Annotated in this window: 16 protein-coding genes and 1 pseudogene; 6 read left to right on the top strand and 11 right to left on the bottom strand. The window is 72.0% G+C overall.

Translation table 11 applies throughout. From position 1 onward, the window contains the following. Positions 1-225: 225 nt before the first annotated feature. Positions 226-1305 (top strand): NlpC/P60 family protein, encoded by a 1080-nt coding sequence (locus ACFU5F_RS01645; RefSeq protein WP_383880363.1) that lies wholly within the window; start codon positions 226-228, stop codon positions 1303-1305. A 333-nt stretch (positions 1306-1638) separates the two neighbouring features. On the opposite strand, the gene ACFU5F_RS01640 is transcribed toward ACFU5F_RS01645, so the two are convergent. Both ACFU5F_RS01640 and ACFU5F_RS01635 read right to left on the bottom strand, forming a co-directional pair. Then, a complete protein-coding gene (locus ACFU5F_RS01640; protein ID WP_383880439.1) occupies positions 1639-2409 on the bottom strand; it encodes a LuxR C-terminal-related transcriptional regulator in 771 nt (256 codons plus the stop codon). Between the two features lie 179 nt (positions 2410-2588). Continuing rightward, the gene (locus ACFU5F_RS01635; RefSeq protein WP_383880361.1) at positions 2589-3878 is read right to left on the bottom strand and encodes a PspC domain-containing protein; all 1290 of its coding nucleotides are present in this window, start codon (positions 3876-3878) and stop codon (positions 2589-2591) included. 166 nt (positions 3879-4044) lie between these two features. Here ACFU5F_RS01635 and ACFU5F_RS01630 point away from each other — a divergent pair, with 166 nt between their 5' ends. After that, positions 4045-5631 carry a PspC domain-containing protein gene (locus ACFU5F_RS01630; protein WP_383880358.1) on the top strand — a complete coding sequence of 529 codons (1587 nt, stop codon included), beginning with the start codon at positions 4045-4047 and terminating at the stop codon, positions 5629-5631. A 523-nt stretch (positions 5632-6154) separates the two neighbouring features. On the opposite strand, the gene ACFU5F_RS01625 is transcribed toward ACFU5F_RS01630, so the two are convergent. Both ACFU5F_RS01625 and ACFU5F_RS01620 read right to left on the bottom strand, forming a co-directional pair. Continuing rightward, the gene (locus ACFU5F_RS01625) at positions 6155-6697 is read right to left on the bottom strand and encodes a DoxX family protein (RefSeq protein WP_383880355.1); all 543 of its coding nucleotides are present in this window, start codon (positions 6695-6697) and stop codon (positions 6155-6157) included. A gap of 518 nt (positions 6698-7215) precedes the next feature. Continuing rightward, positions 7216-8466: a hypothetical protein gene (locus ACFU5F_RS01620; protein WP_383880437.1), complete on the bottom strand. Its 1251-nt coding sequence runs from the start codon at positions 8464-8466 to the stop codon at positions 7216-7218. 584 nt (positions 8467-9050) lie between these two features. On the opposite strand from ACFU5F_RS01620, the pseudogene ACFU5F_RS01615 reads away from it, so the two are divergent. Further along, positions 9051-9167: pseudogene (locus ACFU5F_RS01615) on the top strand (Tat pathway signal sequence domain protein); the annotation flags it as partial. Positions 9168-9200: 33 nt separating this feature from the next. On the opposite strand, the gene ACFU5F_RS01610 reads toward ACFU5F_RS01615, so the two are convergent. Then, positions 9201-9995, bottom strand: coding sequence for a class II aldolase/adducin family protein (locus ACFU5F_RS01610; protein ID WP_383880352.1), 795 nt, complete (start codon positions 9993-9995; stop codon positions 9201-9203). Positions 9996-10205: 210 nt separating this feature from the next. On the opposite strand from ACFU5F_RS01610, the gene ACFU5F_RS01605 reads away from it, so the two are divergent. After that, entirely contained in the window at positions 10206-10688 is a 483-nt protein-coding gene (locus ACFU5F_RS01605; RefSeq protein ID WP_383880350.1) for a pyridoxamine 5'-phosphate oxidase family protein, read from the top strand. 27 nt (positions 10689-10715) lie between these two features. On the opposite strand, the gene guaA is transcribed toward ACFU5F_RS01605, so the two are convergent. Next, the gene (guaA, locus tag ACFU5F_RS01600; RefSeq protein WP_383880347.1) at positions 10716-12296 is read right to left on the bottom strand and encodes a glutamine-hydrolyzing GMP synthase; all 1581 of its coding nucleotides are present in this window, start codon (positions 12294-12296) and stop codon (positions 10716-10718) included. Positions 12297-12654: 358 nt separating this feature from the next. Between guaA and ACFU5F_RS01595 the strand changes: the two genes are divergently transcribed. Next, on the top strand, positions 12655-13071 hold the full coding sequence (locus tag ACFU5F_RS01595) for a chorismate mutase (protein WP_383880345.1): 417 nt from the start codon (positions 12655-12657) through the stop codon (positions 13069-13071). A 562-nt stretch (positions 13072-13633) separates the two neighbouring features. Here ACFU5F_RS01595 and ACFU5F_RS01590 read toward each other — a convergent pair. The 4 genes from ACFU5F_RS01590 to ACFU5F_RS01575 all read right to left on the bottom strand — a co-directional run bounded on the left by ACFU5F_RS01590 (position 13634) and on the right by ACFU5F_RS01575 (position 19866). Further along, a complete protein-coding gene (locus ACFU5F_RS01590; protein ID WP_383880343.1) occupies positions 13634-14461 on the bottom strand; it encodes a hypothetical protein in 828 nt (275 codons plus the stop codon). Positions 14462-14747: 286 nt separating this feature from the next. Continuing rightward, positions 14748-16529 (bottom strand): GMC family oxidoreductase N-terminal domain-containing protein, encoded by a 1782-nt coding sequence (locus tag ACFU5F_RS01585; RefSeq protein WP_383880341.1) that lies wholly within the window; start codon positions 16527-16529, stop codon positions 14748-14750. Between the two features lie 76 nt (positions 16530-16605). Beyond that, positions 16606-18261: a succinic semialdehyde dehydrogenase gene (locus ACFU5F_RS01580; protein ID WP_383880338.1), complete on the bottom strand. Its 1656-nt coding sequence runs from the start codon at positions 18259-18261 to the stop codon at positions 16606-16608. Between the two features lie 213 nt (positions 18262-18474). After that, entirely contained in the window at positions 18475-19866 is a 1392-nt protein-coding gene (locus ACFU5F_RS01575) for a diacylglycerol/lipid kinase family protein (protein ID WP_383880335.1), read from the bottom strand. A gap of 438 nt (positions 19867-20304) precedes the next feature. Here ACFU5F_RS01575 and ACFU5F_RS01570 point away from each other — a divergent pair, with 438 nt between their 5' ends. Further along, positions 20305-21255 carry an alpha/beta hydrolase gene (locus tag ACFU5F_RS01570; RefSeq protein WP_383880332.1) on the top strand — a complete coding sequence of 317 codons (951 nt, stop codon included), beginning with the start codon at positions 20305-20307 and terminating at the stop codon, positions 21253-21255. Between the two features lie 4 nt (positions 21256-21259). On the opposite strand, the gene ACFU5F_RS01565 is transcribed toward ACFU5F_RS01570, so the two are convergent. Then, positions 21260-22975, bottom strand: coding sequence for a serine/threonine-protein kinase (locus ACFU5F_RS01565; RefSeq protein WP_383880329.1), 1716 nt, complete (start codon positions 22973-22975; stop codon positions 21260-21262). Positions 22976-23029 lie beyond the last annotated feature (54 nt).

The following is a 23029-nucleotide window of genomic DNA, read 5'->3' as shown; positions in this document are numbered from 1 at the left end:
GTGCCCTCACACCCAGGTTTAGCGTCCTCCCTCAGGTGACCGGCTCCCCACCGCCGCCCGGCCAGGGGCGGCAGTCGGACACCACCGCCGAGAAGGTCCGGCGGCGTCCCGCTCCCCCTGTGCGGGCCGCCGCCGGACGTGCCACCGCTCCCCCCAGGCGGTCCGTACGGACAGACGACGTCCGTACCGCGGACGGCGGTCGTACGGAGAGGACGTGGACTCCACGTGGCAGCGCACCGCAAGCCCAGACAGCGCTCACTCGGCGGCCATACGGTCCGCACGGCCGCGACCTTCGCCCTCGCGGGCGCGGCGACGGCGACCGGTTTCGACGGCACCGGGCACGCCGAGCCGCAGCTCACGCCCGACCAGGTCAGGGCGAAAGTGAACAAGCTGTTCCAAGAGGCCGAGGTCGCCACCGAGAAGTACAACGGCGCGAAGGAGAAGGCCGACACGGCGCAGGAGAACCTCGAAGAACTGCGCGACCAGGCCGCCCGCCGCACCGAACGGCTCAACTCGGCACGCGACGAGCTGGGTTCGCTGGCGGCGGCGCAGTACCGGCGCGGGGGCATCGACCCCTCGTGGCAGCTCGCGCTCTCCGCCGACCCGGACCAGTACCTGGACGGCGCCGCCCTCGCCGAGCGGGTCGGCAGCCGGCAGTCGGCGGATGTGGCCAGCGTCCGGAGACAGCTGCTGGAGATCGAGCGGCTGCGCGGGGCCGCCCGGGTCGAACTGGGCACGCTCAAGACCCGGCAGACCGAGCTGAAGCGGCACAAGAAGACCGTCACCTCGAAGCTGTCCGACGCCCGGCAGCTGCTCGGCCGGCTCACCACCGAGGACCGGGCACGGTTCGGCACCGCGGGCAGCACCACGGCGCACGCCTCCCGCTCCTCCGTCACCTCCCGCCGCGACCTCACCGGCCCGGTCTCCCCCGCCTCCGCCACCGCCGACGCCCCCGACTCCCGCGCCGCAGCGGCCGTCTCCTACGCCTTCTCCAAGCTCGGCAGCCCCTACGTCTGGGGCGCCACCGGCCCGCACGCCTTCGACTGCTCCGGTCTCACCCTGGCGGCCTACCGCGCCGCAGGCATCTCCCTCCCCCGCACCACCTATTCCCAGATCAACGCCGGCCGCCGCGTCTCCCGTTCGGAACTCCGCCCGGGCGACCTCGTCTTCTTCTACTCCGGCATCAGCCACGTGGGCCTCTACATCGGCAACGGCCAGATGATCCACGCCCCTAACCCCTCGGCCCCGGTACGTGTGGCCCCGCTCGACGAGATGCCCTTCGCGGGGGCCACCCGGGTGGCCTGACCCCTGACCGGCACGCCTCCTTCCCGGTCAGGACGCCTCCGCCGACGGGGGCAGGGCGGCGGGGGAGAGCCAGGCAATAGGGCGAGGCGGGGCTGGGCAGGCGCCTGGCGCTGGGGTGGGCGGGGTGGAGCGGCTTCTCCGGACAGGCCGAGGGCCGGGCTGCCCGCGCCCCGCCCCAGCGGGCTCGGCCGGGCTTCGTCCAGCCGGAGCGGTGACGGCCCGTCCGGGGCAGGACGAACTCGATCAGCGAAGGCCGCGCCGCCTCGACCGTCCTGCTGCCGCTGTCGCCCCGCACCCCGGCGCTGGCCTTCGGCGCCGACGCCCGCCCACCCCTCACACCAGGCGTCTCGCCGTCGCCCATCTCGTCAGCTCGTGCCGGTTGGAAAGCTGCAACTTCCGCAGGACGGCGGAGACATGGGACTCCACCGTCTTCACCGAGATGTAGAGCTGCTTGGCGATCTCCTTGTACGCGTAACCGCGGGCGATGAGACGCAGCACCTCGCGCTCGCGCTGGGTGAGCCGGTCGAGATCCTCGTCGACGGGCGGGGCGTCGGTGGAGGCGAAGGCGTCGAGAACGAAGCCGGCCAGGCGCGGGGAGAAGACGGCGTCGCCCTCCTGTACCCGGAAGATGGAGTCGACGAGGTCGGAGCCCGTGATCGTCTTGGTGACATAGCCTCGCGCACCGCCCCGGATCACACCGATCACATCCTCCGCCGCGTCCGACACGGAGAGCGCGAGGAACCGTACCGGCTGTTCGGCGTCCGCCATCAACGCGGAACAGCGGCGCAGGACTTCGACGCCTCCGCCGCCCGGCAGATGCACATCGAGGAGCACCACCTCGGGCCGCGTACTCGTGATCACCGAGACCGCCTGGTCGACGTCGGGCGCCTCCCCGACGACCTCCACACCCGTACGGTCCGTCTGCCCGATCTCGGCCTGCACCCCCGTACGGAACATCCGGTGATCGTCCACCAGCACGACCCGGACATGCCGTCCGGTCCCGGGGACGGCGACTCCGGCCCCGGACCCGCCTTCGGCCGCGGCGGACTGTCCGGTCGGGGCGGGCTGCCCGGTCGAGGCGGGCTGCCCCGATCCGGCCGGCACGTCGGGGCCGCCGGCAGGGGCGGCCGCTGTGGTCGTGGAAGGCGTGTCGGGCCGGCCCGACTCGTCGGGCACACCCTCGGCCGCGGTGGTGCCCCGCCCCGTCGCACCTTGCTGGTCCCCGACCGGGCCAGTGCCCGAACCGCCGTCCGCGGCAAGGTCGTTCGCCCCGTTCGCGTCACTCATGACGTCGTCTCCGCCCTCTCCATCTCCAACTCGACCTCCGTGCCGCCGTCCGGTACGGCGCGGAGCCGTGCCGTGCCTCCGTTGCGCTCCATACGGCCGATGATCGATTCTCTGACCCCCATGCGGTCGGCGGGTATCGCGTCGAGATCGAAGCCCGGACCGCGGTCACGGACGGACACGAAGACCGTCCTTCCCTCGACCTCCGCGAAGACCTGCACGGCACCGCCCTCGCCACCGTACTTGGCGGCGTTCACCATCGCCTCGCGCGCGGCCTGCATCTGTGCGGTGAGTCCTTCGTCGAGAGGGCAGTCGCCGACGACGACCACCTCTAGGGGAACGCCGTGCTTGTCCTCGACCTCCGCGGCGTTCCGCCGCACGGCCTCCGCGAGGGTGTCCGGCTCGTCGTCCTCGTCCTTTCCTGTGCCCTCGGGCTTGTACAGCCAGTTCCGCAGGTCGCGCTCCTGGGCGCGGGCGAGGCGGCGCACCTCGTTCGGGCTGTCCGCGTTGCGCTGTATCAGCGTCAGCGTGTGCAGCACCGAGTCGTGGACGTGGGCCGCGACCTCCGCGCGCTCCTGGGCGCGGATACGCATCAGGCGCTCCTCGGAGAGATCCTGGGTCATGCGGACGAGGTACGGGCCGGCCAGCAGCGTTATGCCCACGAGCACCGCGAGCGCGGCCTGCAGCACCGAGCCCAGGTGGGCGGCCGAGCCCTGCAGGACGAATATCCCGGACACACCCGCGGTGACCAGCAGGACGCCGGCCCCGGAGCGGAGAAGCGTGATCGTCCGCCGACGGCGGCCGACCTCGGCCCAGCGGGCACGCCGTGCGTTGTCCGCCTGACGCCAGACCAGGGCGACGCCGGCCGCCACGAGGACGGTGGGCCAGAGGTACGCCCGGGCGGCCCCGCCGAGATCCACGTTGCCGACGAAGACCATGGCCACGACGACCATGAGGAGGAGAGCGACTATCTGGCCGCGGTCGGGTTTGCGGGCCACGAGCCTGCGGCGGCCGTCGGGTGAGGTCTCGGTGGCGAGGGCCGGCGGCCGCTGGTTGTCGACGCCTCCCACACCGAGCGGGACGAAGAACCAGAACGCGGCGTAGACCAGGGCACCCAGGCCGTCCGCGAGGAAGAGGCCGGCGAACACGAGCCGCACCCAGGTCACGGGCAGCCCGAGATGTCCGGCGAGCCCTCGCGCCACGCCTCCGAGCCAGCGTCCGTCGCTGCTGCGGTAGAGCTTGCGCGGGGGCCGCGGAGTGTCGACTGGCAGTGCTGCGGCTTCCGGCATGCCATCGATATTCACACGCACGGCGGATCGAGGCATCAGGGTCGATCCCCGAGACGCCCCTGATCTTCGGGCCGGGCAGGCTCGAACACATCCCCGGGCGGATATCAGGGTTCGACCAGGGTCGTCCTGACTGCCATCGGGGCCGCTCGGCGGTCACGATGGACGCATGACGGATCACCAGCACGCGGCAGCGGAGCCGGGCCCCGGCTCGGGTCCGGACGCCCAGCGGCCCATGACCGAGCCGCAGGACGCCGTGCCCCCGCCACCGGACACGGGGGCGGAGGAACCGCGCGCACACGGGAGCACGGGCACAGGCACGCAACGACAGGCGGGTGCGGGCGGGCGGGCGAGCGCGGGCGCTCCCACCGATCGGACGGTCCCCGCGGACCCTCCCGGAGCTGCCGGCCGCCCCTCCCCCGGCGCGGCGGACCCGTCCGCACCTGGCTCGACGGGGCGTCCCTCCCCCGACGATCCGGTCGGGGGGCCCGCCGCTCCGCACAAGTTCCGTCGCGACCGGCGGTACAAGACGCTGGGCGGTGTCTGCGCCGGGCTCGGGCGTCAGTGCGACATGGATCCGGTGATCTTCCGGGTGGTGCTGGCGGTGCTCGCCGCGACCGGCGGCTTCGGCCTCGTCTTCTACGGCTTCGCCTGGTTGTTCGTACCGTACGACGACGAGGAGGAGAACGAGGTACGCAAGCTGCTGACCGGCAGGGTCGACGGCCAGGCCCTCGCGGGAGTGCTCTTCGCGCTGGTCGGCTGCGGCGTCTTCCTCACCATGCTGAGCAACACCACGGTCCTGACCTTCTCCGTGGTCGTCTCCCTGCTCCTGGCCGGCGCGGGGTACTGGTCGCAGCAGCGCGGCGCCCCCGACCCCGATCCGCTCGCCGCACAGGCCGTAGCCGACGCCCCACCGGAGGCCCAGGCTCCGCCCGTGGCATCCGCCTACCCCTCCTGGTGGCGCGACCCGATCATCAAGGACGGAAAGCACGTGGGCGGCACGGGCTATCTGTGGGGGCCGTGGACGGCCGCCGACCGGGACATGGCGGCAGCCGCCAACATCGCCAGGGGTGTCATGCCCGCCCGCCGCGACACCCGCACCGTGCGCCCGCCGAGACCACGTGGTCCGCGCTGGACGGGCGGCTGGATATTCCTGCTCGCGCTGCTCGCCGGTGGCCTCGGCACCGGCGCGACCTGGGAGGGCCGCCCTCTCGCCACCAGCCTGCAGACCGGTCTGGCCTGCGCGCTGACGGTGTTCGGCCTGGGTATAGCCCTGAGCGCCTTCCTCGGCCGTACCGGGGCGGGGTCGATCTTCCTGGCCCTGATCACCGCGGGGATGCTCGCGTGCACGGCGGCGCTTCCGGCGAACATCACCACAGACTGGGCCCGCACGGAGTGGACACCGCGAAACGCGAAGAGCGTGGCGCCCCGGTACGAGCTGGGAACCGGTGTGGGCACGCTGGACCTGTCCGAGGTGGAGATACCGAAGGGCGGGACGCTCACGACGAGCGTGGAGGTGGGCGCGGGCAAGGTGAGGGTGGTGGTCCCGCGGGACGTCACCGTTCGGCTCGACGTCCAAGTGGGCCTCGGTGACATCCAGTTGCCGGGTGACGACAAGGAGGACGTGGACGTGGCACCGGACAAGAGTGATCGGCTGACACTGCCCCCCGGGAAGGGCTCGGACGGCGGTGGCACGCTCGCCATCGACCTCGAAGTCGGAGTGGGACAGGCGGAGGTGGCCCGTGCTGCGTCATGAGTTCCGGCCGGGGACGCTCATAGCAGGCCTCTTCCTCACCGCCGCCGGCGTCGTGTATCTGGGCGACGCGGGCGACGCCTGGCGGACCCCTTGGTTCGCCGTGATACCGCTCGTGATCGGAGGGCTGTGTCTGGCGGGGGTGGTGGGGGTTCTGGACTACGCGATACGTGGGCACCGGGCGTTCGCACGGACGAGGCCGCCGGGGCCGCCAGGGCCGCCGGGACATGGGGGTGCGACAACGGCCGGGACGGCGGAGAGTGCCAGTACTCCTGGGAATGCGAGTCCGGCCGGCAGCGCGAATTCGCCTGGGGTGACGGGCGCGGCCGAGAACGCGAGTACGGCCGGGACGGTGACCGGGTCGGATTCGGGTGGGACGACAGGACCGAGCGGCCCTGCGGGGTGAGCCTGCCTGCATGGTCGGGGCGGCGGATGGGCTGCCGCGCGGGGCACCCGGGGCGTGGGAGAGCCAGCCGCGAACTGTGCGGGGAGCTGTGGTGACGCCTGGGCGGAGGCGGTGCGGAGCTCAGCGGTAGGCGTGTGCGCGGTGCCTGCTGCCGCCGTGACGGCGGGAGCGGATGGCCGCGTCCACGGAGAGCACCGGGGCGCCGGCGAGGACCAGGGGGATCCAGGCCATGAGGTAGGGGAGGTCGTTGCCGTAGTAGTAGGGGGATGCCGACCAGCTCACCGTCAGCCAGAGACTGAGGGAGATCAGGGCGCCGCCGAAGGCGGCGAGGCGGGTGAGGAGACCGAGGAGGGCGCCGATGCCGACGGCCAGTTCACCGATGGCAATGGCGTAGCCGAAGCCGACGGGGTTCTTGAGAGCCATGTCGATCATGGCTGGGATGGCGGAGGATTCCCTGGTGGCGCTCATCATGTCGCCGATGGAGCCGGAGCCGGAGGCCGCCATGAACGCACTGTCGGTGAGTTTGTCCAGGCCCGCATAGATGAAGGTGATGCCGAGGAAGACACGTAGGGGCAGCAGGGCGTAGCGGGTGGCCGTGTCTCGCCAGTCGGGGCCGCCATCGCGATAGGAGGTGTAGGAGTCCGTGCGAATGTCGTGAGTCATGGTCTGCGCCGCCTCTTGTCCGCCGTGCCGTTGACCCCTCAACAGACGATACGTTCGCAGGGGTGGGGGTGCTCAATGGTTAGGGCGTGTTTTTCCGGGTCGGGGATGCTTTTCGAGGGTCGAGTCGCGGCTTCGTCCGCCACGTCTACGCCGGACCATGTCATGGCCCCGCAGCCCCGGTCCGTCCCGATCCGTCCTGTTCCCGTTCCGTCTTGAGAGGCTCGCGCCTCTTCGCACTCACCCCGACTCGCTCGCGCGGCTCCGCGTCGGCGGCGTGGAGCCCGGCCGTCCGCCGGGGGCCGCGACGGCGGTTCCCCCGACGCTCACGGTCTCGCTCGTTCGCGCCCCGCCACCCCTGCACGAGCCTGGGCCCCCGGGCGCCCAGCACACTGCCGCTCGCCCGCGGCGCCCCATGCCGGGCACCCAGCACTCAGCACCGCACCCCTGCCCGGCGCCTGGCAGGTACGCCCCCGTATCTCGCCGCCCCGCCCGCTCCTCGCCCTCCCTGACGTGGTCGCTCAGTCCGCTGAGACCTCGATCGTGTAGCGGTTGGTTTCCACGCCGGCGGCCGTGACGACCTGGACGTCGACCTTGCCGGGTTCGACGTCGGCGGGGACGGGGGCGGTGAGGACGGCGTCCGTGGGGTTGCTGAAGCCGCCGGCGACGGGGACGAGGGGGACGTGGACGTGGACGGCGCCGATGCGGACGACCATGCGGGAGAGGTGATCGGCGGTCTGGGCGCCGGGCGGGACGAAGCCGGCGCCGCGGATCTCGATGTCGTCGCCGTTGCGGATGGGGGCGTCGAGATCACCGGCCTCACGGGCGCGGACGACGGAGAGGACGACAGGACGGCCGCCCTCGGCATATTTGCCGGCGACGTAGGTGGCGGCGGAGACCAGGACGAGGAGGGCCAGGCCCCAGGGGAGGTCGGGGAGTTGGTCGGGGCGGCGGGCGAGGCGGACCGCCGCGAAGGCGAGGGCGACGGCGCAGACGATCACGTACTGGATGTCCGTGAAGCTGCCTCGGCCGGAGTCGTCGGTGAGGAGGTCGGCGGCGCGAGGGCGAGGGGCGCGGACCTTCTGGAGTCGCTGGGAGAGGACACGGAGACCGACCACGCGGCGGACCAGAACGGCGATGCCGCAGACGACGGCCAGGACGGTGACGATGCCCGCGCCGCGGGTGAGGTCGAGTCCGGCGATGAGGGCGTCGCGTTCCCGGTGGTCGGAGGCGGCGGCCAGGCGGCCGACGAGGACGAGAACCGCGAAGACGACGAAGATCACCCAGGCGGCCGCGATCGCGCGGGAGGTGGACAGACGGTTGTCCTCGCCGATGACGGGGGCGAGGGCGCCACCGCGTGCCCGGTGCAGATATCCGGCGCCCGTCAGTGCCGCGCCCACCAGCAGGGCGGCGAGCAGACCGGCGGTGCGGGCGACCGTCCAGCCCGCGCCGATCGCGGTGAGGGACTGGACGAGGAGGAGGGTCACGACGGCGGCCCAGACGACGATCGCCGTGCGCAGCCACAGACGGCCGAGCCAGGCCTCGCCCTCGACGCGGCCGCGTTCGGCGACGAGGGCCGCGGACTGGGTGAGTTCGTCGGAGACCCACTGCCGAGAGGCGGACGCGGAGTGTGCGACGGCTGCCGGCAGTCCCTGCCCGGACGCGAACTCCTCCCGCTTCAGCAGGAACGCGGCGACCGCGCGCCGGTGTCCCGTACGCGCCCCGTGCGGGCAGTCCCCGCACGTGCACCCGCCTTCATGGGCCGCGCCCATGCCCCCTCTGGCCTCCTGCACCGCCACGCCCGAGCCCGCCTTCCCGCACCGCGTCGCCTGCGCGACCGCGTCCTTCGGCATTCGCCGCCGTTGTCATCGCCGTCATTGTCACGGCCGTCGTCGTCACGGCCGTCGTCGTCACGGCCGTCGTCGTCACGGCCGTCGTCGTCACGGCCGTCGTCGTCGCGATTGTTTCGTCCAGGACCCGTCTTCGGCATGGCCGTCAGCAGGACCGTTGTCGTCCGTCGTCAGTACCGTTACCTCGGTTCGGTCGCCGACGCCGCCGTCCGTGCCGTGCCGATGCCTCCGTCGCCGCCTTCGTGGACGGATCAGGGCCTCGTGGGCCTCGTCCGCACGTCCGCTCACTGCCACGGCCGTGCGGCCGTACAAGTGACCTGCGATGACAGCGAATTGTGCCGTACGGGACATGGCCCGCGTCCGGCAGGTCCACTCCGCGCAAGGGAGGAGCGGGGTGAAGTCCCGGTGTCCGTGTTGACCCGGCCGCGAGAATCCAGCCATCGCCCACCCCCGACCACCGGGGCGACAACGACCACCGCGACCGCCACGATCACCACGGCGACAACGACCACCACGACGTCCTTCTGCGGCGGCGCAGCGGATTGGGCGAACTCCACCGTCAGGGTGTCCTGACGGACGAGGAGTTCGCCCCCACGAAGGCGGCCGTGCTGCGCGACTTCTGACCGGCCGGCAGCCCGGGGCCGGCGCGCCCCGGGTCAGCTCAGCAGGTCCGGCTCGCTCCTGCTGATGTCCTGCCACAGCGGCTGGTAGTTGATCCACGCCACCAGGTCGCCGCCCGCCTGCTCCCGCGTCGCCGCGGCCAGCCGGTGTTCGATCAGCAGGGGGCGTCCCGCAGCCTTGGCGGTGAGCTGCACCTGGGCCGAGCGTTCCATCGACAGGAACCACCACGCCGCCGCGTCGACCGAGTCGCCGACCGTCAGCAGACCGTGGTTGCGCAGCACGAGCGCCTTGCGGCTGCCGAGCACGCCGGCGATGCGGCGGCCCTCCTCCGTGTCCACGGCGACGCCCGTGTAGTGGTCGTAGAGCGCCTGGTCCTCGTAGAACGCGCAGGACTCCTGGGTGATCGGGTCGAGCAGCTCGCCGAGTGCGGCCAGCGCGCGGCCGTGCACGGAGTGACAGTGCGCGACCGCGACGACGTCGGGGCGGGCAGCGTGCACCTGTGCGTGGACCGTGAAGGCGGCCTGGTTCACGTGGTAGCGGCCCTCGATCACCTGCCCGTCCTGGTTGGCGAGGACCAGGTCACTCACCGTGACGTGCTTGAACGGCATCCCGAAGGGATTGACCCAGAAACAGTCGCTGAACTCAGGGTCGCGCGCGGTGATGTGTCCCGAGACGCCTTCCTCGAACCCCAGTCGCCCGAAGATCCGCAGGGCCCCGGCCAGCCGTTCCTTGCGGTGCCGTCGCTCGTCCTCCGCCGCCTCGTGCATCGGCGGCATGGCGAACCGGAGCTGGTCGGTGGGTAGGGGCAGGGGCGGTGTGGGCCCGTGCATGTGTCCTCCAGGGTGACTTCCTTTACGAATCGGAAGTTACCGTCGGTGCCCCTGGCAGAACAGGCCCGTCCCGTGAAGAGAGTGCGCAACCGTTACGCAAGTCACGGAAGCGCGCCACACCGCACACCGTTCGCTCGGGTCGAACCGCCGCTGTACCTCGCTCGGGGTAACCGGACAGTGGGTGTCGGGTATCCGCGCGAGACTCGACGTATGCCGGAGAATCTTTCGAACTGGGGCGCGTTCGTCGCCGCCGAACCCGAACTCGCACAGACGGTCGAGGCGCGCTTCGGTGCGTTCACCCATCACGTCCTCGCCACCCTCCGCAGGGACGGCTCCCCGCGTACGACCGGGCTGGAGGTCCGGTTCGTGAACGGGGAGCTGTGGCTGGGGATGATGCCCGACTCGCGCAAGGCGCTCGATCTGCGCCGGGACCCGCGTTTCTCGCTGCAGGCCAACCCGGGCCCCGGCACGGAGATGGGCGGCGGTGACGTACGGGTGAGCGGACGGGCGGTCGAGGTCGACGATCCCGCCGTCAAGGCGGCGTACGGCGAAGAGGTGGAACCGCCGGAGCCGTTCCACCTCTTCCGCACCGAGTTGACGGAGGTCGTACGGACCTACGTCGAGGACGACACGTACCTCGTCGTCCAGATCTGGCAGCCCGGAGAGCCGGTGCGGACCCTCAGACGGACCTGAGCTCCGGCGCGCGGTACGCGGCGGGGCTCACTCCCACTCGATGGTGCCCGGGGGCTTGCTCGTCACGTCGAGGACGACGCGGTTGACGTCGGCGACCTCGTTGGTGATCCGGGTCGAGATCTTGGCGAGGACGTCGTACGGCAGCCGGGACCAGTCGGCGGTCATGGCGTCCTCGCTGGACACCGGGCGCAGGACGATCGGGTGGCCGTAGGTGCGGCCGTCGCCCTGGACGCCGACGCTGCGGACGTCCGCCAGCAGCACCACCGGGCACTGCCAGATGTCACGGTCGAGGCCGGCCGCCGTCAGCTCCTCACGGGCGATGGCGTCGGCCTCGCGGAGCAGGTCGAGCCGGTCCTTGGTGACCTCGCCGACGATCCGGATGCCGAGGCCGGGGCCGGGGAACGGCTGGCGCTGGACGATCTCCTCCGGGAGCCCCAGTTCCTGGCCGACCATCCGGACCTCGTCCTTGAACAGCTTGCGGAGCGGCTCGATGAGCTTGAACTCCAGGTCCTCGGGCAGGCCGCCCACGTTGTGGTGGGACTTGATGTTGGCCGTGCCGGTGCCGCCGCCGGACTCGACGACGTCCGGGTAGAGGGTGCCCTGGACGAGGAACGCCACCTCGGGGCCCTCGTCGGCGATGATCTCCGCCTGGGCCTGCTCGAAGACACGGATGAACTCGCGGCCGATGATCTTCCGCTTCTGCTCGGGGTCGGAGACCCCGGCCAGCGCCTTGAGGAACCGCTCCTCCGCGTCGACGACCTTCAGCTGGACGCCGGTCGCGGCGACGAAGTCCTTCTCGACCTGCTCGGTCTCGTTCTTGCGCATCAGACCGTGGTCGACGTAGACGCAGGTCAGCTGGGAGCCGATGGCCTTCTGCACGAGGGCCGCGGCGACGGCGGAGTCCACGCCGCCGGAGAGGCCGCAGATCGCGCGCTTGTCGCCGACCAGCTCGCGGATGGCCTCGACCTGCTCCTCGATGACGTTGCCGGTGGTCCAGCTGGGGGTGATGCCCGCGCCACGGTAGAGGAAGTGCTCCAGGACCTGCTGGCCGTGCGTGGAGTGCATGACCTCCGGGTGGTACTGGACGCCGTACAGCTTCTTCTCGTCGTTCTCGAAGGCGGCGACCGGGACGACGTCGGTGGAGGCCGTGACGGTGAAGCCCTCGGGGGCGGCGGAGCAGGCGTCGCCGTGGGACATCCAGACCGTCTGCTCGTCGGGGGTGCCCTCGAAGAGGGTGCTGCCGCTCTTGGCGACGTGCAGGGGGGTACGGCCGTACTCGCGGGCGCCGGTGTTGTCGACGGTGCCGCCGAGGGTGGTGGCCATCAGCTGGAAGCCGTAGCACATGCCGAAGACGGGGACGCCGGCCTCGAAGAGCGCGCGGTCGAGGCGGGGGGCGCCCTCGGCGTAGACCGACGAGGGGCCGCCGGAGAGGATGATCGCCGCCGGGTTCTTGGCGAGCATCTCCGCGACCGGCATGGTGCTCGGCACGATCTCGCTGTAGACCCGGGCCTCGCGGACCCGTCGGGCGATGAGCTGGGCGTACTGGGCGCCGAAGTCGACGACCAGGACGGTGTCGGGAACGGCGGCAGCGGGGTTCGCTGATGACACGGGGTGCCTTCCGGCGGTGGGGCGGGGGTCTGTGAGGTCGAGTCTACCGGGGTGCGCCCCGGCGGAGCGGGCCCACCGGGGACTCCGCCCCCGGCCCCCGGACCCACGCCCGTCAGTCCCCCGGCGCGGACGGGACCGGGACAGGCCGTGGCATACTGGCGCCCATGCTCACGCACCCGACCTTCCTCTTTACCTATGGCACCCGGTCCGCCGGCTGCCACGGTCGTGTTGCTTGAGCTACTGATCAGCGACTTTCCCAGGCGCCCCGGACCGACACGGTCCGGGGCGTCCTGCGTGTTCCGGGTCCTGCCGCTCCGGGGAGCCACGTCCGGCTTCGACCTCCTGCGAGGAGCTCCCCATGACCATCACGAACACGACCACCGCCGGCCCGGCCACCACCGGCGGGGCCGCCCCGCACACGACCACCGCCGACGAGGCCGCCCCGCACAGGACCGCCGTCGGCACAGCCGCCACGGGCGCGACCACCGCGGGCGGGACCGTCGTCGACTCGACCGGCGCCCGCACCGGCGAGGCGGCCGAGGTGATCGCCTGCGCCCGTGAACGCATCGACACACTGGACGACCGGATCATCGGCCTGATCCAGGAACGGACGGCGGTCTCCGCCGTGATCCAGCAGACCCGTATCGAGTCCGGCGGCCGCCGGGTGAACCTCTCCCGCGAGATGGACGTCCTCGCCCACTACCGGGACGCTCTCGGCAGGCCCGGCACCGCGCTCGCCATGACCCTGCTGGAACTGTGCCGGGGTCGCGTCTGACGGCGCACGTACGTACGCCTGCCCTCTCACCCGTACGGCGCGTGACCGTCGCACGACACGCTTCGTTGGTGTCGGTGTCCGTGCCAGCCAGGCCCGGGCCCGAAAGAACCACGCGTGGCTCCGCTGGAGCGATGAGGCGTACGGATCGTGCCGTGCGCCGTGGGACCTCGCTCCAGGGTTGTGACCGGACGGCAGGGGACAGCAGCCCGGTCACGCAAGAGAACGGCCGGCTCCGGGGACGCCCGGGGCCGACCGGCGGAATCCTGTTCAGGGGCGGCCGGAACGGTTGCGGAGGCCGTTTCCCCGCCCTCACGACGCGGAACAGGACGCCCTCGACCGCCCCCGGTCGGTACCAGGCGCACGCCCCCGGTGCGCCGGGCGCCGCCGCCCCTTGTCCACCTTCCCGAAAAGCGGCGCACACCCCCCGGCGCCGCTCTCGGGGCACCGGCGCCGCCCTGACGTCGGTGCTGACGCAGAAGGGCCCCGCGGCTTCCGTCCGACGCTGTTGGAACCAACAGCATCGCATCCGTCCCGCGGGGCCCTTCGTCACGCCGTGGTCCGCTCAGCCGGCGGCCTTCTCCAGCTTCGCGACCTGCGCGTCGAGGATCTCGTCCGGCACCTCGGCCTTGTCCGCGTCGAGCATGTTCATCGAGTAGAACCCGATGAGCGTCGAACCGCTGCGCACCACCGTGAAGGACATCGGGATCTTGGCCCCCTCGATGTCGGCCTTCAGCTTGTACGCGACGGCCTCGTCGCCCTGCTTCGGGGCGGGGCGGGACTCGACGGCGGTGTACGTGTTGCCGACGTGCTCGTATCCGTCGCAGGTCTCCGTCGCCGTGCGCAGGTCGGCCATGGCCTTCTCGGCGTCGCTCTGCTCGTGTGCGGCGAGGGCGAGGGAGACGACGCTCGCGGAGAGGTCGTCCTCGGAGGTGACGGTGCGTCCTGCTCGGGCCTTCGGCTGCGGGTCCGAGGTAAATTCGAACATGTTCGCGAGCGGCTGGCAGGCGGCCGGCTTCGCGGGAACGGGCACGCCGGACATCTCGTCCGCGGGCATGTCGGCGATCTTGTAGCCCTTCACGTCCCCCTTCGTGAGGGCCGCTTCCTTCAGCTGGGCCTCGGTCAGCGCGGCCTTTCCGCCGCCCTTTGCGTCCTGCCCGTCCCCGGCGGAGGCGCTGCCGACGGACGTCGGCTTCGCCTGCGCGTCCTTGCTCTCGTCGCCGCCCCCGCCGCACGCCGCGGTGAGCCCCAGCACGGCCGCGACCGAGACGACCACCGCAGCCCGCGACACCTTCGACCCGATGGCCCCCGCGTTCGTGTCCCCCATGGAGATGCCCCCCACCTTCACGTCCCCCACCTTCATGTCCCCCGCCTTCATGTCCCCCGCCTTCATGTCCCCCGCCCTCACGGCGTTCTCGCATGCCTCACAGAGGCCCCACAGGCCACATCAGATCATGTGTGCGACCCGGCGCCACAAGCGGTTTCAGGTAGCACTGCAGCCTCAGCATGACGTGACTCAGGTCACATGAAAAAACCGTCATCGCGGGGGCAACCCTTCACCCGGCTCATGGGTCACACCTGGCACACGAGAGAAGGACCCGCACTCGGAGGGGGGTGCGGGTCCTTCTCCGCTGCTGTCTCCCGCGCGGTCACCATCACCACGGAACGGGCCGACCGGCCTACTTTTTCGGCGGCACCCCCGGCACCGGCAGCAGGGGCAGCCGCAGCGCGCCGAAGGCGTCCTCCGGGACCGCCGGGTGCAGGGGCTCCACGGGGCCAAGCCGTTCGTAGGCCGCACCCGGGGCCGGGCGGCGGTCGGGCTCACCCTTGTTCGGCCAGTACGACATGGCGCGCTCGGCCTGGGCGGTGATGGTCAGCGACGGGTTCACGCCCAGGTTCGCGGAGACGGCGGCGCCGTCGACGACGGAGATGCCGGGGTGGCCGTACAGGCGGTGGTACGGGTCGATGACGCCGTCGGCCGCGGTGGCGCCGATGGGGCAGCCGCCGAGGAAGTGTGCGGTGAGCGGGGTGCCCATCAGCTCGCCCACATTGCTGCCGGCGAAGCCGTTGATCTCGGCGGCGAGGGCGGAGGCGGCCCTCGAAGCGGCCTCGATCTGCTTGGGGTTGGGCGCGCCATGGCCCTGACGTGCCGTCAACAGGCCCTTGCCGAGCCCCTTCGGCTTGAGATGCGTGGACAGGGAGTTGTCCAGGGACTGCATCACCAGACCGATGATGGTCCGCTCCGACCAGCGGCGGTTGGAGAGCGAACGGGCCACCAGCAGCGGGTGCCTGACCGCGTTGGCCAGCCAGCCGAGCACGCGGGAGGCGTCCGACGCGGTGCCGCCCGCGTACGGGACCTGGAGGATGGACAGGCCGCCCATCGCGTTGGATCCCTTGCCGTAGCGGACCGGCTCGATGTGGGTGTTCTCGTCGGGGTGGATGGAGGAGGTGATCGCCACGCCCCGGGTGAAGTCGACCTCGGGCGCGCCGTGGGCCTTGCGGTAGCGGCGGCTGTCGGTCTGGGCGCCGACCAGGGCCTCCGAGTTGGTGCGGGTCAGCATGCCCAACCGGTCCGAGATGTGCGGCAGTTGACCGTTCGCCTTCATACGGTGCAGCAGGGTCTGGGTGCCGTAGGTGCCGGCCGCGAGGACGACGTGGCGGGCCTTCAGCACGCGGCCCGCACCCTTGCGCCGCCGGTCGGTCGGGAGGGTGGAGACGGCGTAGCCGCCCTGCGAGTCCTCCGTCACGGCCACCACCGTCGTCATCGGGTGGACGACGGCGCCCGCCTTCTCGGCGAGGTGGAGGTAGTTCTCGTTGAGGGTGTTCTTGGCGCCGTGGCGGCAGCCGGTCATGCACTCGCCGCACTCGGTGCAGGCCCTGCGGGCGGGACCCGCGCCTCCGAAGTAGGGGTCGGCCGCCTGCTCACCGGGGGCGGCCTTCGCCTTGCCGTCGGCGTCCTCGCCGTCACCGAAGAAGACACCGACCGGGGCGAGGTGGAAGCTGTCGCCGACCCCCATCCGTTCGGCGGTGGCCTTCAGGTGCACGTCGGAGGGGGTCATCGTCGGGTTGAGGCGTACCCCGAGCATGCGGCGGGCCTGGTCGTAGTACGGCTGCAGCTCCTCCTGCCAGTCGGTGATGTCCTTCCACTGCGGGTCCTCGAAGAACGGCTTGGGCGGTACGTAGAGGGTGTTGGCGTAGTTGAGGGAGCCGCCGCCCACGCCGGCCCCGGCCAGCACCATGACGTTGCCCAGCAGGTGGATGCGCTGGAGGCCGTACATGCCGAGGGCGGGGGCCCAGAGGTAGTTCTTGAGGTCCCAGGAGTTCCTGGGGAGGGTGGCGCGGGTGAAGCGGCGGCCCGCCTCCAGGACGCCGACCCGGTAACCCTTCTCCGTGAGACGGAGGGCGGTCACCGAGCCTCCGAAGCCGGAGCCGACGACGATGACGTCGTAGTCGTACGACACGTGTTCTCCTCGTTGAGAACGGTCCTTGTCTGCGGGCCGTCTGTGGTTGCTCGCGGTTCCCCGCGCCCCTCAGGGTCTACCTGAGCCGCAGTGCCTTCATCGCCCTCAGGCTGCGGCTCATGAACTGGGCGTACTTCTCGTCGTCCATGCCGAAGGAGGGGGCCATGGGCAGCAGGCGCTGCTGGGCGACCGTCTGGGCCTCCGTGTACTTGAGGATGCCCTCGGAGCCGTGGCGGCGCCCGAGGCCGGAGTCCTTCATGCCGCCCATGGGGGACTGGACGCTGCCGTAGGCGGAGGCGTAGCCCTCGTTGATGTTGACCGTGCCGGCGCGGACACGGGAGGCGACCTCGCGGCCGCGGCGGCCGTCCTTGGTCCAGACGGAGGCGTTGAGGCCGTACGCGGTGGAGTTGGCCTCCGCTATGGCCTCGTCCTCGTCCGTGAAGCGGTAGATCGAGACGACCGGGCCGAAGGTCTCCTCGGTGCAGACGGACATGGGTTCGGTGACGCCGTCGAGGATGGTCGGCTCGTAGAAGTAGGGGCCGATGTCGGGGCGGGCCACGCCGCCCGCGACGACCTTGGCGCCCTTCTCCACGGCCTCGTCGACGTGCCGGGTGACGGTCTCCAGCTGGCGGTCGCCGACCAGGGAGCCCATCTCGGCGCCGTACGCGAGGGACTTGCCGAGGCGCATGGCCCTGGTACGGGCGGCGAAGCGCTCCAGGAAGGCGTCGGCGACGGACTCGTGGACGTACAGCCGCTCGATGGAGATGCAGAGCTGGCCGGCGGAGCTGAAGCAGGCGCGGACGGCGCCCGCCGCCGCCTTCTCTATGTCGGCGTCCGCGAGGACCAGCATCGCGTTCTTGCCGCCGAGTTCGAGGGAGACGCCGACGAGGCGGGCGGCGGCGCCCTGGGCGACCTCGCGGCCGGTACGGGTGGAGCCGGTGAAGGAGACGTAGTCGGCGTGCCGGACGACCTCGGGGCCGATGACGGGGCCCTCGCCGAGGACGACCTGGAAGACGTCGGCGGGCAGGCCGGCCTCGATGAGCAGGTCGCGGGCCCACAGGGCGGTCAGGCAGGTCTCCGTGTCGGGCTTCATCACGACCGCGTTGCCCGCGACGAAGGCGGGGATCGCGTCGCCGACGGAGAGTTCGAGCGGGTAGTTCCAGGGCGCGATCTGGCCGATCACCCCGCGCGGGTGGCGCAGCTCGACGACCTTGGTGAGGGTCGGTACGGCGCCGGTGTGCCGCTTCGGCTTCAGGTAGAACGGGGCCTTGCGGCCGTAGTGGCGGGCGGCGACCGCGACGGCCTGGACCTCCTCGTGGGCGTGCAGGCGGGCCTTGCCGGTCTCCAGCTGGATGAGGTCGAGCACCTCGGCCTGGCGCTCCAGCACCAGGTCGTGGAAGCGGAGGAGGACGGCGGCGCGCTCGCGCACCGGCCGCTGGGCCCAGACGGCCTGGGCGGCGCGGGCCCGTTCGTAGGCCGTCGCCACGTCCTCGGGGGTGGACTCCGGCAGATCGGCCAGCTTCTCACCGGTGAACGGCGTGTGGTTGGCGGTGCGGCCGGAGCCGACCACGCCCTTGGTGAGCTGGGCGACCAGTTCGGGGGTGACCACGTCGGCGGCGGTACGGGCGCCCTGGGGCGCTGCCGCGAGGGGGTTGGTGCCGGTCGTCCGTGCCGTGCCGGTCGTTCCCGTGGTGGTCGTGCCGGTCTTTTCGGGGGCCTGCGAGTCCGTCATGACGCGCAGGGTATTCCGGACCGGACGACTTTGGGTACCCGGCGGTAACAGGGTTTCACCGGGTGTCCACACCGCGCCAGTGATCGCTGGCAACGAAGTCGCTGATCAGCGCGGCGGGCGGTGCCGTGCGGGCGTCCGTGCGGCGTCGATCACCTTGTTCGAAACCGCGGGCCGCGCCCCGGGCCGCGGGTCACCGGCCTGCGCGGGGGACCCTCAGCGCCACCGGTCCCACCACCGCTGCGCCCACCCGTACCGCTCGCGGTGCTTGGGCAGGGCGGTGCGGCCGACCGCGGCGGCGAGCTTGCGCAGTCGGCGCCAGTCCAGGGGCGGCTTGGGCTCGGGGACGCCGGGGCGGTCGCGGGGCACGCGGACGCGCAGGGCCTTCGACGAGACCCGGCAGTGGACGGGGGTGGGCAGGAGGAGGGCCTCGCCGTCGACGCCGACCTCGATCTCGGGCCGGTCGGCCTCGACGACGATCTCGTCCGCGACGAGGAGGCTGAGCCCGGGGGCGTTCGGGCCGAGGACCATCCCGGCGGCCTCCGCGGCGCTGTCGACGCGCACCCCGACGACACCCAGCACCCCGGCGTCCAGCCGTTCACGGCGGCCGAGGCCGACGAGGTCGTCGCTGCGGTACACGTTGTTGCTGACGAGGACGGCCTGCGGTGCGTCGATGACGGCGTCCCCGATGCGGGCGGTGAGCCGCGGGCCCCGCTGGTGGGTGAGCAGTTCGGGCAGCAGCTCCAGCGTGGTGCGGACCTTGTCGTCACGGTAGGCGGGGCTCTGCACGACGGCGGCGTACGCGCCGAAGGAGGCGTTGTTGACGAACGGATGACCGCTGGCGTACCCGAGGTCGACGTGGAGCTCCACACCCTTGTCGGTGAGGGCGTCGAGGCAGGCGGCGGGGTTGTCGCGGTCGAGACCGAGGTCCATGGCGAAGTGGTTGCGGGTGCCGGCGGAGATGACGAGGAGGGGGACGTCGTACGCCGCCGCGATGGCGGCGACCTGGGCCTGGGTGCCGTCGCCGCCCGCGACCCCGAGGAGGTCGGCGCCGTTCCTGACGGCGTCGCGGGCCAGTACGGCGACGTCCTCGTGGTGCGCGGGATCGAGCAGATGGACCGTGGCGCCGAGCCGTTCGGCGCGCTCCTTCAGCCGGTACCGCTCGACCTTCCCGCCGCCCGACCTGGGGTTCATGATGAGGAAGGGGCGGGCGGGGGCGGGGGTGTGGTGCTCGGGCACATGGACCTGGTGGGACTTGGTGCTCCTGAGGGCGAACTTGCCGGACCAGACGGCCACGGCCCAGAGCCCGGCGGAGACGATCACGACCCAGAGCAGGTTGACGACGGCGAACCACCAGATGACGCCGGCCGGCGCGGCCACCGCCAGCACTCCCGCCGCGATCCGGACGGCGCCGCGGTGGATCAGGACCCACCACAGCGAGGCCACGGTGAGGCCGGCGCCCAGCACGACGCCCGCGACGAGCAGCAGGCTCGCGGCGCGCGCGTAACCGAGCGGCAGGAGTACGGCGAGAGCGGCGCAGGCGAGTGCGGCCCTGGCCGCCCAGCGCTGTCTCGCGTGAGCCCGCACGTCCAGGTGTTCGATGCCCACGCTCGCTCGCCCTTCGCGCCGATCATGCACTTGACACGGCATGTTAGGGGCAAGGGGCCGGACAAAGCGATGCCTCATGGACACCGGCCGTGTCGCCCTCGCCGGTCCTCGCGGGTCCTCGCCGGCTTCTCCGGCCGCCCTCCGGCCGCTCTCCGGCCCTCACCAGGTTCACGCGCCGGTCCTCGTCGGCTCCCCTCGCCGGGCCTCGCCGACCCTCTCCGGTGGCGAGCACGAACCCTTCACCACAACCGCCCTGCCCCGCTTGGCTTTTGTTCGAGCGGGCCGCCTATAGTCCGGATGCGCACGCGAGCAGGCCGTGTGGGCGCTCCCCCTGTGGACGTTTCGAGCCACGCGCGGTCGCGGACGGGTCGATCGGACCCCGCTCGCCGGGGACAACGGACGCCTGCCGTCGGGTCGTTCTTCGAAGGGCGGGTGGCCGTGCGTCGCCTCTGGGGTTGTCTGTCTCTCTGCGCCGCCGTGGTCGCCGCGCTCCTCATCTCGGACACGCGGGACAGCACGGCGGCCGACCGCAACGAGGCCACGTACTCCTACGGTTCGCACACCCGCCAGACCCTCGACGCCTACTGGAACGCCGCCGGTGAGGAACACAACGGGACACAGCCCGGCATCGTGATCCTGCACGGCGGCTACTGGCACGAGGACACCGGCTGGGCCACCTGGTCGCGCACCTTCGCGGACGCCGGGTACGCCGTCTTCACCGTGGACTACCGGCTGAACCACGACGCCGCCTGGCCGGCCCAGCGGACCGACGCCCTCTCCGCGCTCGACTGGATCCGTGGCCACGCCGCCGACTTCGACCTCGACATCAACCGGATGGTGCTCCTCGGCTCCTCCTCCGGAGGCCAGATCGCGACCAGCGTGGCGACGTACCGGTCCGGTGCCTACGGCCTCGACGGCGTGGTGGGGCTGTCCCCCGTCGTCGACCCGTACCGCGCCTGGCGGGACGGCAACGCCGCCACCGCGACGGACCGGCAGCGCAGGCTCCGCGACAACGCCGTCATTCTGGCGCGCTGCTCCCCGGAGACCGAGGCGGGAACGAAGACGCGGACGGGGACGGCTTCGGGGGCGAAGGACCCGGCCACCGCGTCCCCCCACCCGGGCTGCCGGGAGACCTGGAACGACATGGCGGCCGGAAGCCGGGCGTCCGGGGCCGACGACGCCCCCATGTACCTGATCCACTCCAAGGGCGACCCGGTACCCGCGCAGCCCTCACTCGCCCTGGAAGCGGCCGAGGAGAAGGACCACAACATGCCCGCCAACGGGGTCACCGTGAAGACCGTGGCCGGCTCCGCGCACGGCGGGGCGCTGCTGGACGACCCGAAGGTGGCCGAACGGGTCACGGCCTGGATCGCCGAGAGGACGTACTGAGCGCCTACGTGTGGACGAACCGCAGGTTCGCCAGGACCGTACGCGCGATCTCGCGGCCCTGCCCGGTGAAGTGCCCCTTGCCCGGATAGTCGATCCAGACCCGGTACACGTCGCCGTCGGCCGCCCGGTAGTACAGGACCCGCGCCTCACGCAGCCGCGGTGCCCGTGTGTCGGTCGTCGTGTACCTGATGGTGTTCTCGGCGGCCTCCCGGCCCTCGAACGTCGCCTCCTGCGGTTTCCCCTTCGGCGTCGGCGTGTCGGCGATGTCCAGGCTGTACTCGCCGTCCTTGACCAGCTCCCAGTCGGCGTACGCCTTGTCCAGGGCGTTGTCCGGGATCTCGCCGTCCTTGTCGTCCATCGTGATGTCCCGGTCGACGTTGATCCGGATCAGTCCGCTCGGGTCGCTGTACTGCGCGAAGGTGCCGTCCGTGGCGTCCGGCTCGAACGTGTCCTTCACGAAGTCCCGGGGCACGCCCACGCTCGCGGCGACCTTCGTGCCGAGGTCCCGCTGCTTCCAGCCGTCCGGCAGGGGTCCCGCGAAGGGGTCGGCGACGACCAGGTACGCCGTCACCGCCGCCGCGACGACCACCGCGCCGAGCCCGGCGAGGGTCTTGGCACCGACCCGGACACCCTTGGGGTTCGGGGGCGGGGGCCCTGCGATGTGCCGGACCTCCTGGGTGGGGGCGAGCGCCGGCGGGTTCGCGGCCGTCTCCAGCAGTTCGCGGACGCGCGCGGCGGCCGGGCGGCGCGCCGGGTCCTTCTGCAGCAGGCCGTTGATGGCCTCGGCGAGCGGGCCCGTGGCCGAGGCGGGCGCCGCCGGCGTGGCGTTGAGGACGGACTGCAGGGTCGCCGGCGTGTTGCTGCGCCGGAACGGCGACACGCCCTCCGTGGCGGCGTAGAGGACGACCCCGAGCGACCAGAGGTCCGACGCGGGGCCGGGCCGCTGGCCCAGCACCCGCTCGGGGGCGATGTACTCGGGCGAGCCGACGATGCCCCCGGTGTCCGTCAGGTTCGTCTCGCCCTCGATCTGGGCGATGCCGAAGTCGGTGAGGACGACCCGGTCGTGGCGGCCGAGGAGGACGTTGTCCGGTTTCACGTCCCGGTGCAGGATGCCCGCCGCGTGCGCCGCCTCCAGCGCGCCGAGCACGTCGAGGCCGATTCTCGCCGCGTCGCGCACCCCGAGGGTGCCCTCCTGGAGGGTGTCGCCCAGCGAGTGCCCCCGGACCAGTTCCATCACGATCCAGGGCCGGCCGTCCACGACCGCCACGTCATGCACGTTCACGACCGACGGATGGTCGAGCCGGGCCGCCGCACGGGCCTCGCGGCGCATCCGTTCGAAGGCGTTGGCCCGTTCACGCTCGGGAAGGTGGTCCGGTACGCGCGGCTCCTTGACCGCGACCTCACGGTCCACCGTCTCGTCCTTGGCCCGCCACACCGTGCCCATGCCGCCGTGGCCGAGCTTGGCGAGCAGCCGGTAACGGCCCGCGATCAGGCGTCCGGTGCCGGGGTCCTGCGGGGGTTGCGGGGCCTGCGCCGGCGGCTGGGGCTGGGGCTGGGGCTGCGCCGAGAGTGACGGCGCCGGCTGCGCCACCACTGCCGCCGGCTGAGCGTACGGGTTCCCCGGGTACGGCACGCTCGGCTGCGGCGGTTGCAGTCCGAAACTCGTCGACTCGTCCGACCCGTAGCCGGATCCGTAAGGGGCTCCCCCGTTGCTGCTCATACGCTCATCTGTATCGCGGCGAGCCCGTCGGCATCCACCCCCGTCGCTTTCCGG

The organism is Streptomyces sp. NPDC057438 (assembly GCF_042802995.1).
Taxonomy (GTDB): domain Bacteria; phylum Actinomycetota; class Actinomycetes; order Streptomycetales; family Streptomycetaceae; genus Streptomyces.
Note: the sequence above shows the minus strand (reverse complement) of the source record. Positions and strands in the feature narration are given on the sequence as shown.

Coding starts and splice junctions, on each gene's coding strand:
- ACFU5F_RS01565 (WP_383880329.1), bottom strand. CDS start 22,975: ATGAGCAGCAACGGGGGAGCCCCTTACGGATCCGGCTACGGGTCGGAC.
- ACFU5F_RS01580 (WP_383880338.1), bottom strand. CDS start 18,261: ATGACGGACTCGCAGGCCCCCGAAAAGACCGGCACGACCACCACGGGA.
- ACFU5F_RS01620 (WP_383880437.1), bottom strand. CDS start 8,466: ATGGGCGCGGCCCATGAAGGCGGGTGCACGTGCGGGGACTGCCCGCAC.
- ACFU5F_RS01635 (WP_383880361.1), bottom strand. CDS start 3,878: ATGCCGGAAGCCGCAGCACTGCCAGTCGACACTCCGCGGCCCCCGCGC.
- ACFU5F_RS01625 (WP_383880355.1), bottom strand. CDS start 6,697: ATGACTCACGACATTCGCACGGACTCCTACACCTCCTATCGCGATGGC.
- ACFU5F_RS01630 (WP_383880358.1), top strand. CDS start 4,045: ATGACGGATCACCAGCACGCGGCAGCGGAGCCGGGCCCCGGCTCGGGT.
- ACFU5F_RS01610 (WP_383880352.1), bottom strand. CDS start 9,995: ATGCACGGGCCCACACCGCCCCTGCCCCTACCCACCGACCAGCTCCGG.
- ACFU5F_RS01605 (WP_383880350.1), top strand. CDS start 10,206: ATGCCGGAGAATCTTTCGAACTGGGGCGCGTTCGTCGCCGCCGAACCC.
- ACFU5F_RS01590 (WP_383880343.1), bottom strand. CDS start 14,461: ATGAAGGCGGGGGACATGAAGGCGGGGGACATGAAGGTGGGGGACGTG.
- ACFU5F_RS01595 (WP_383880345.1), top strand. CDS start 12,655: ATGACCATCACGAACACGACCACCGCCGGCCCGGCCACCACCGGCGGG.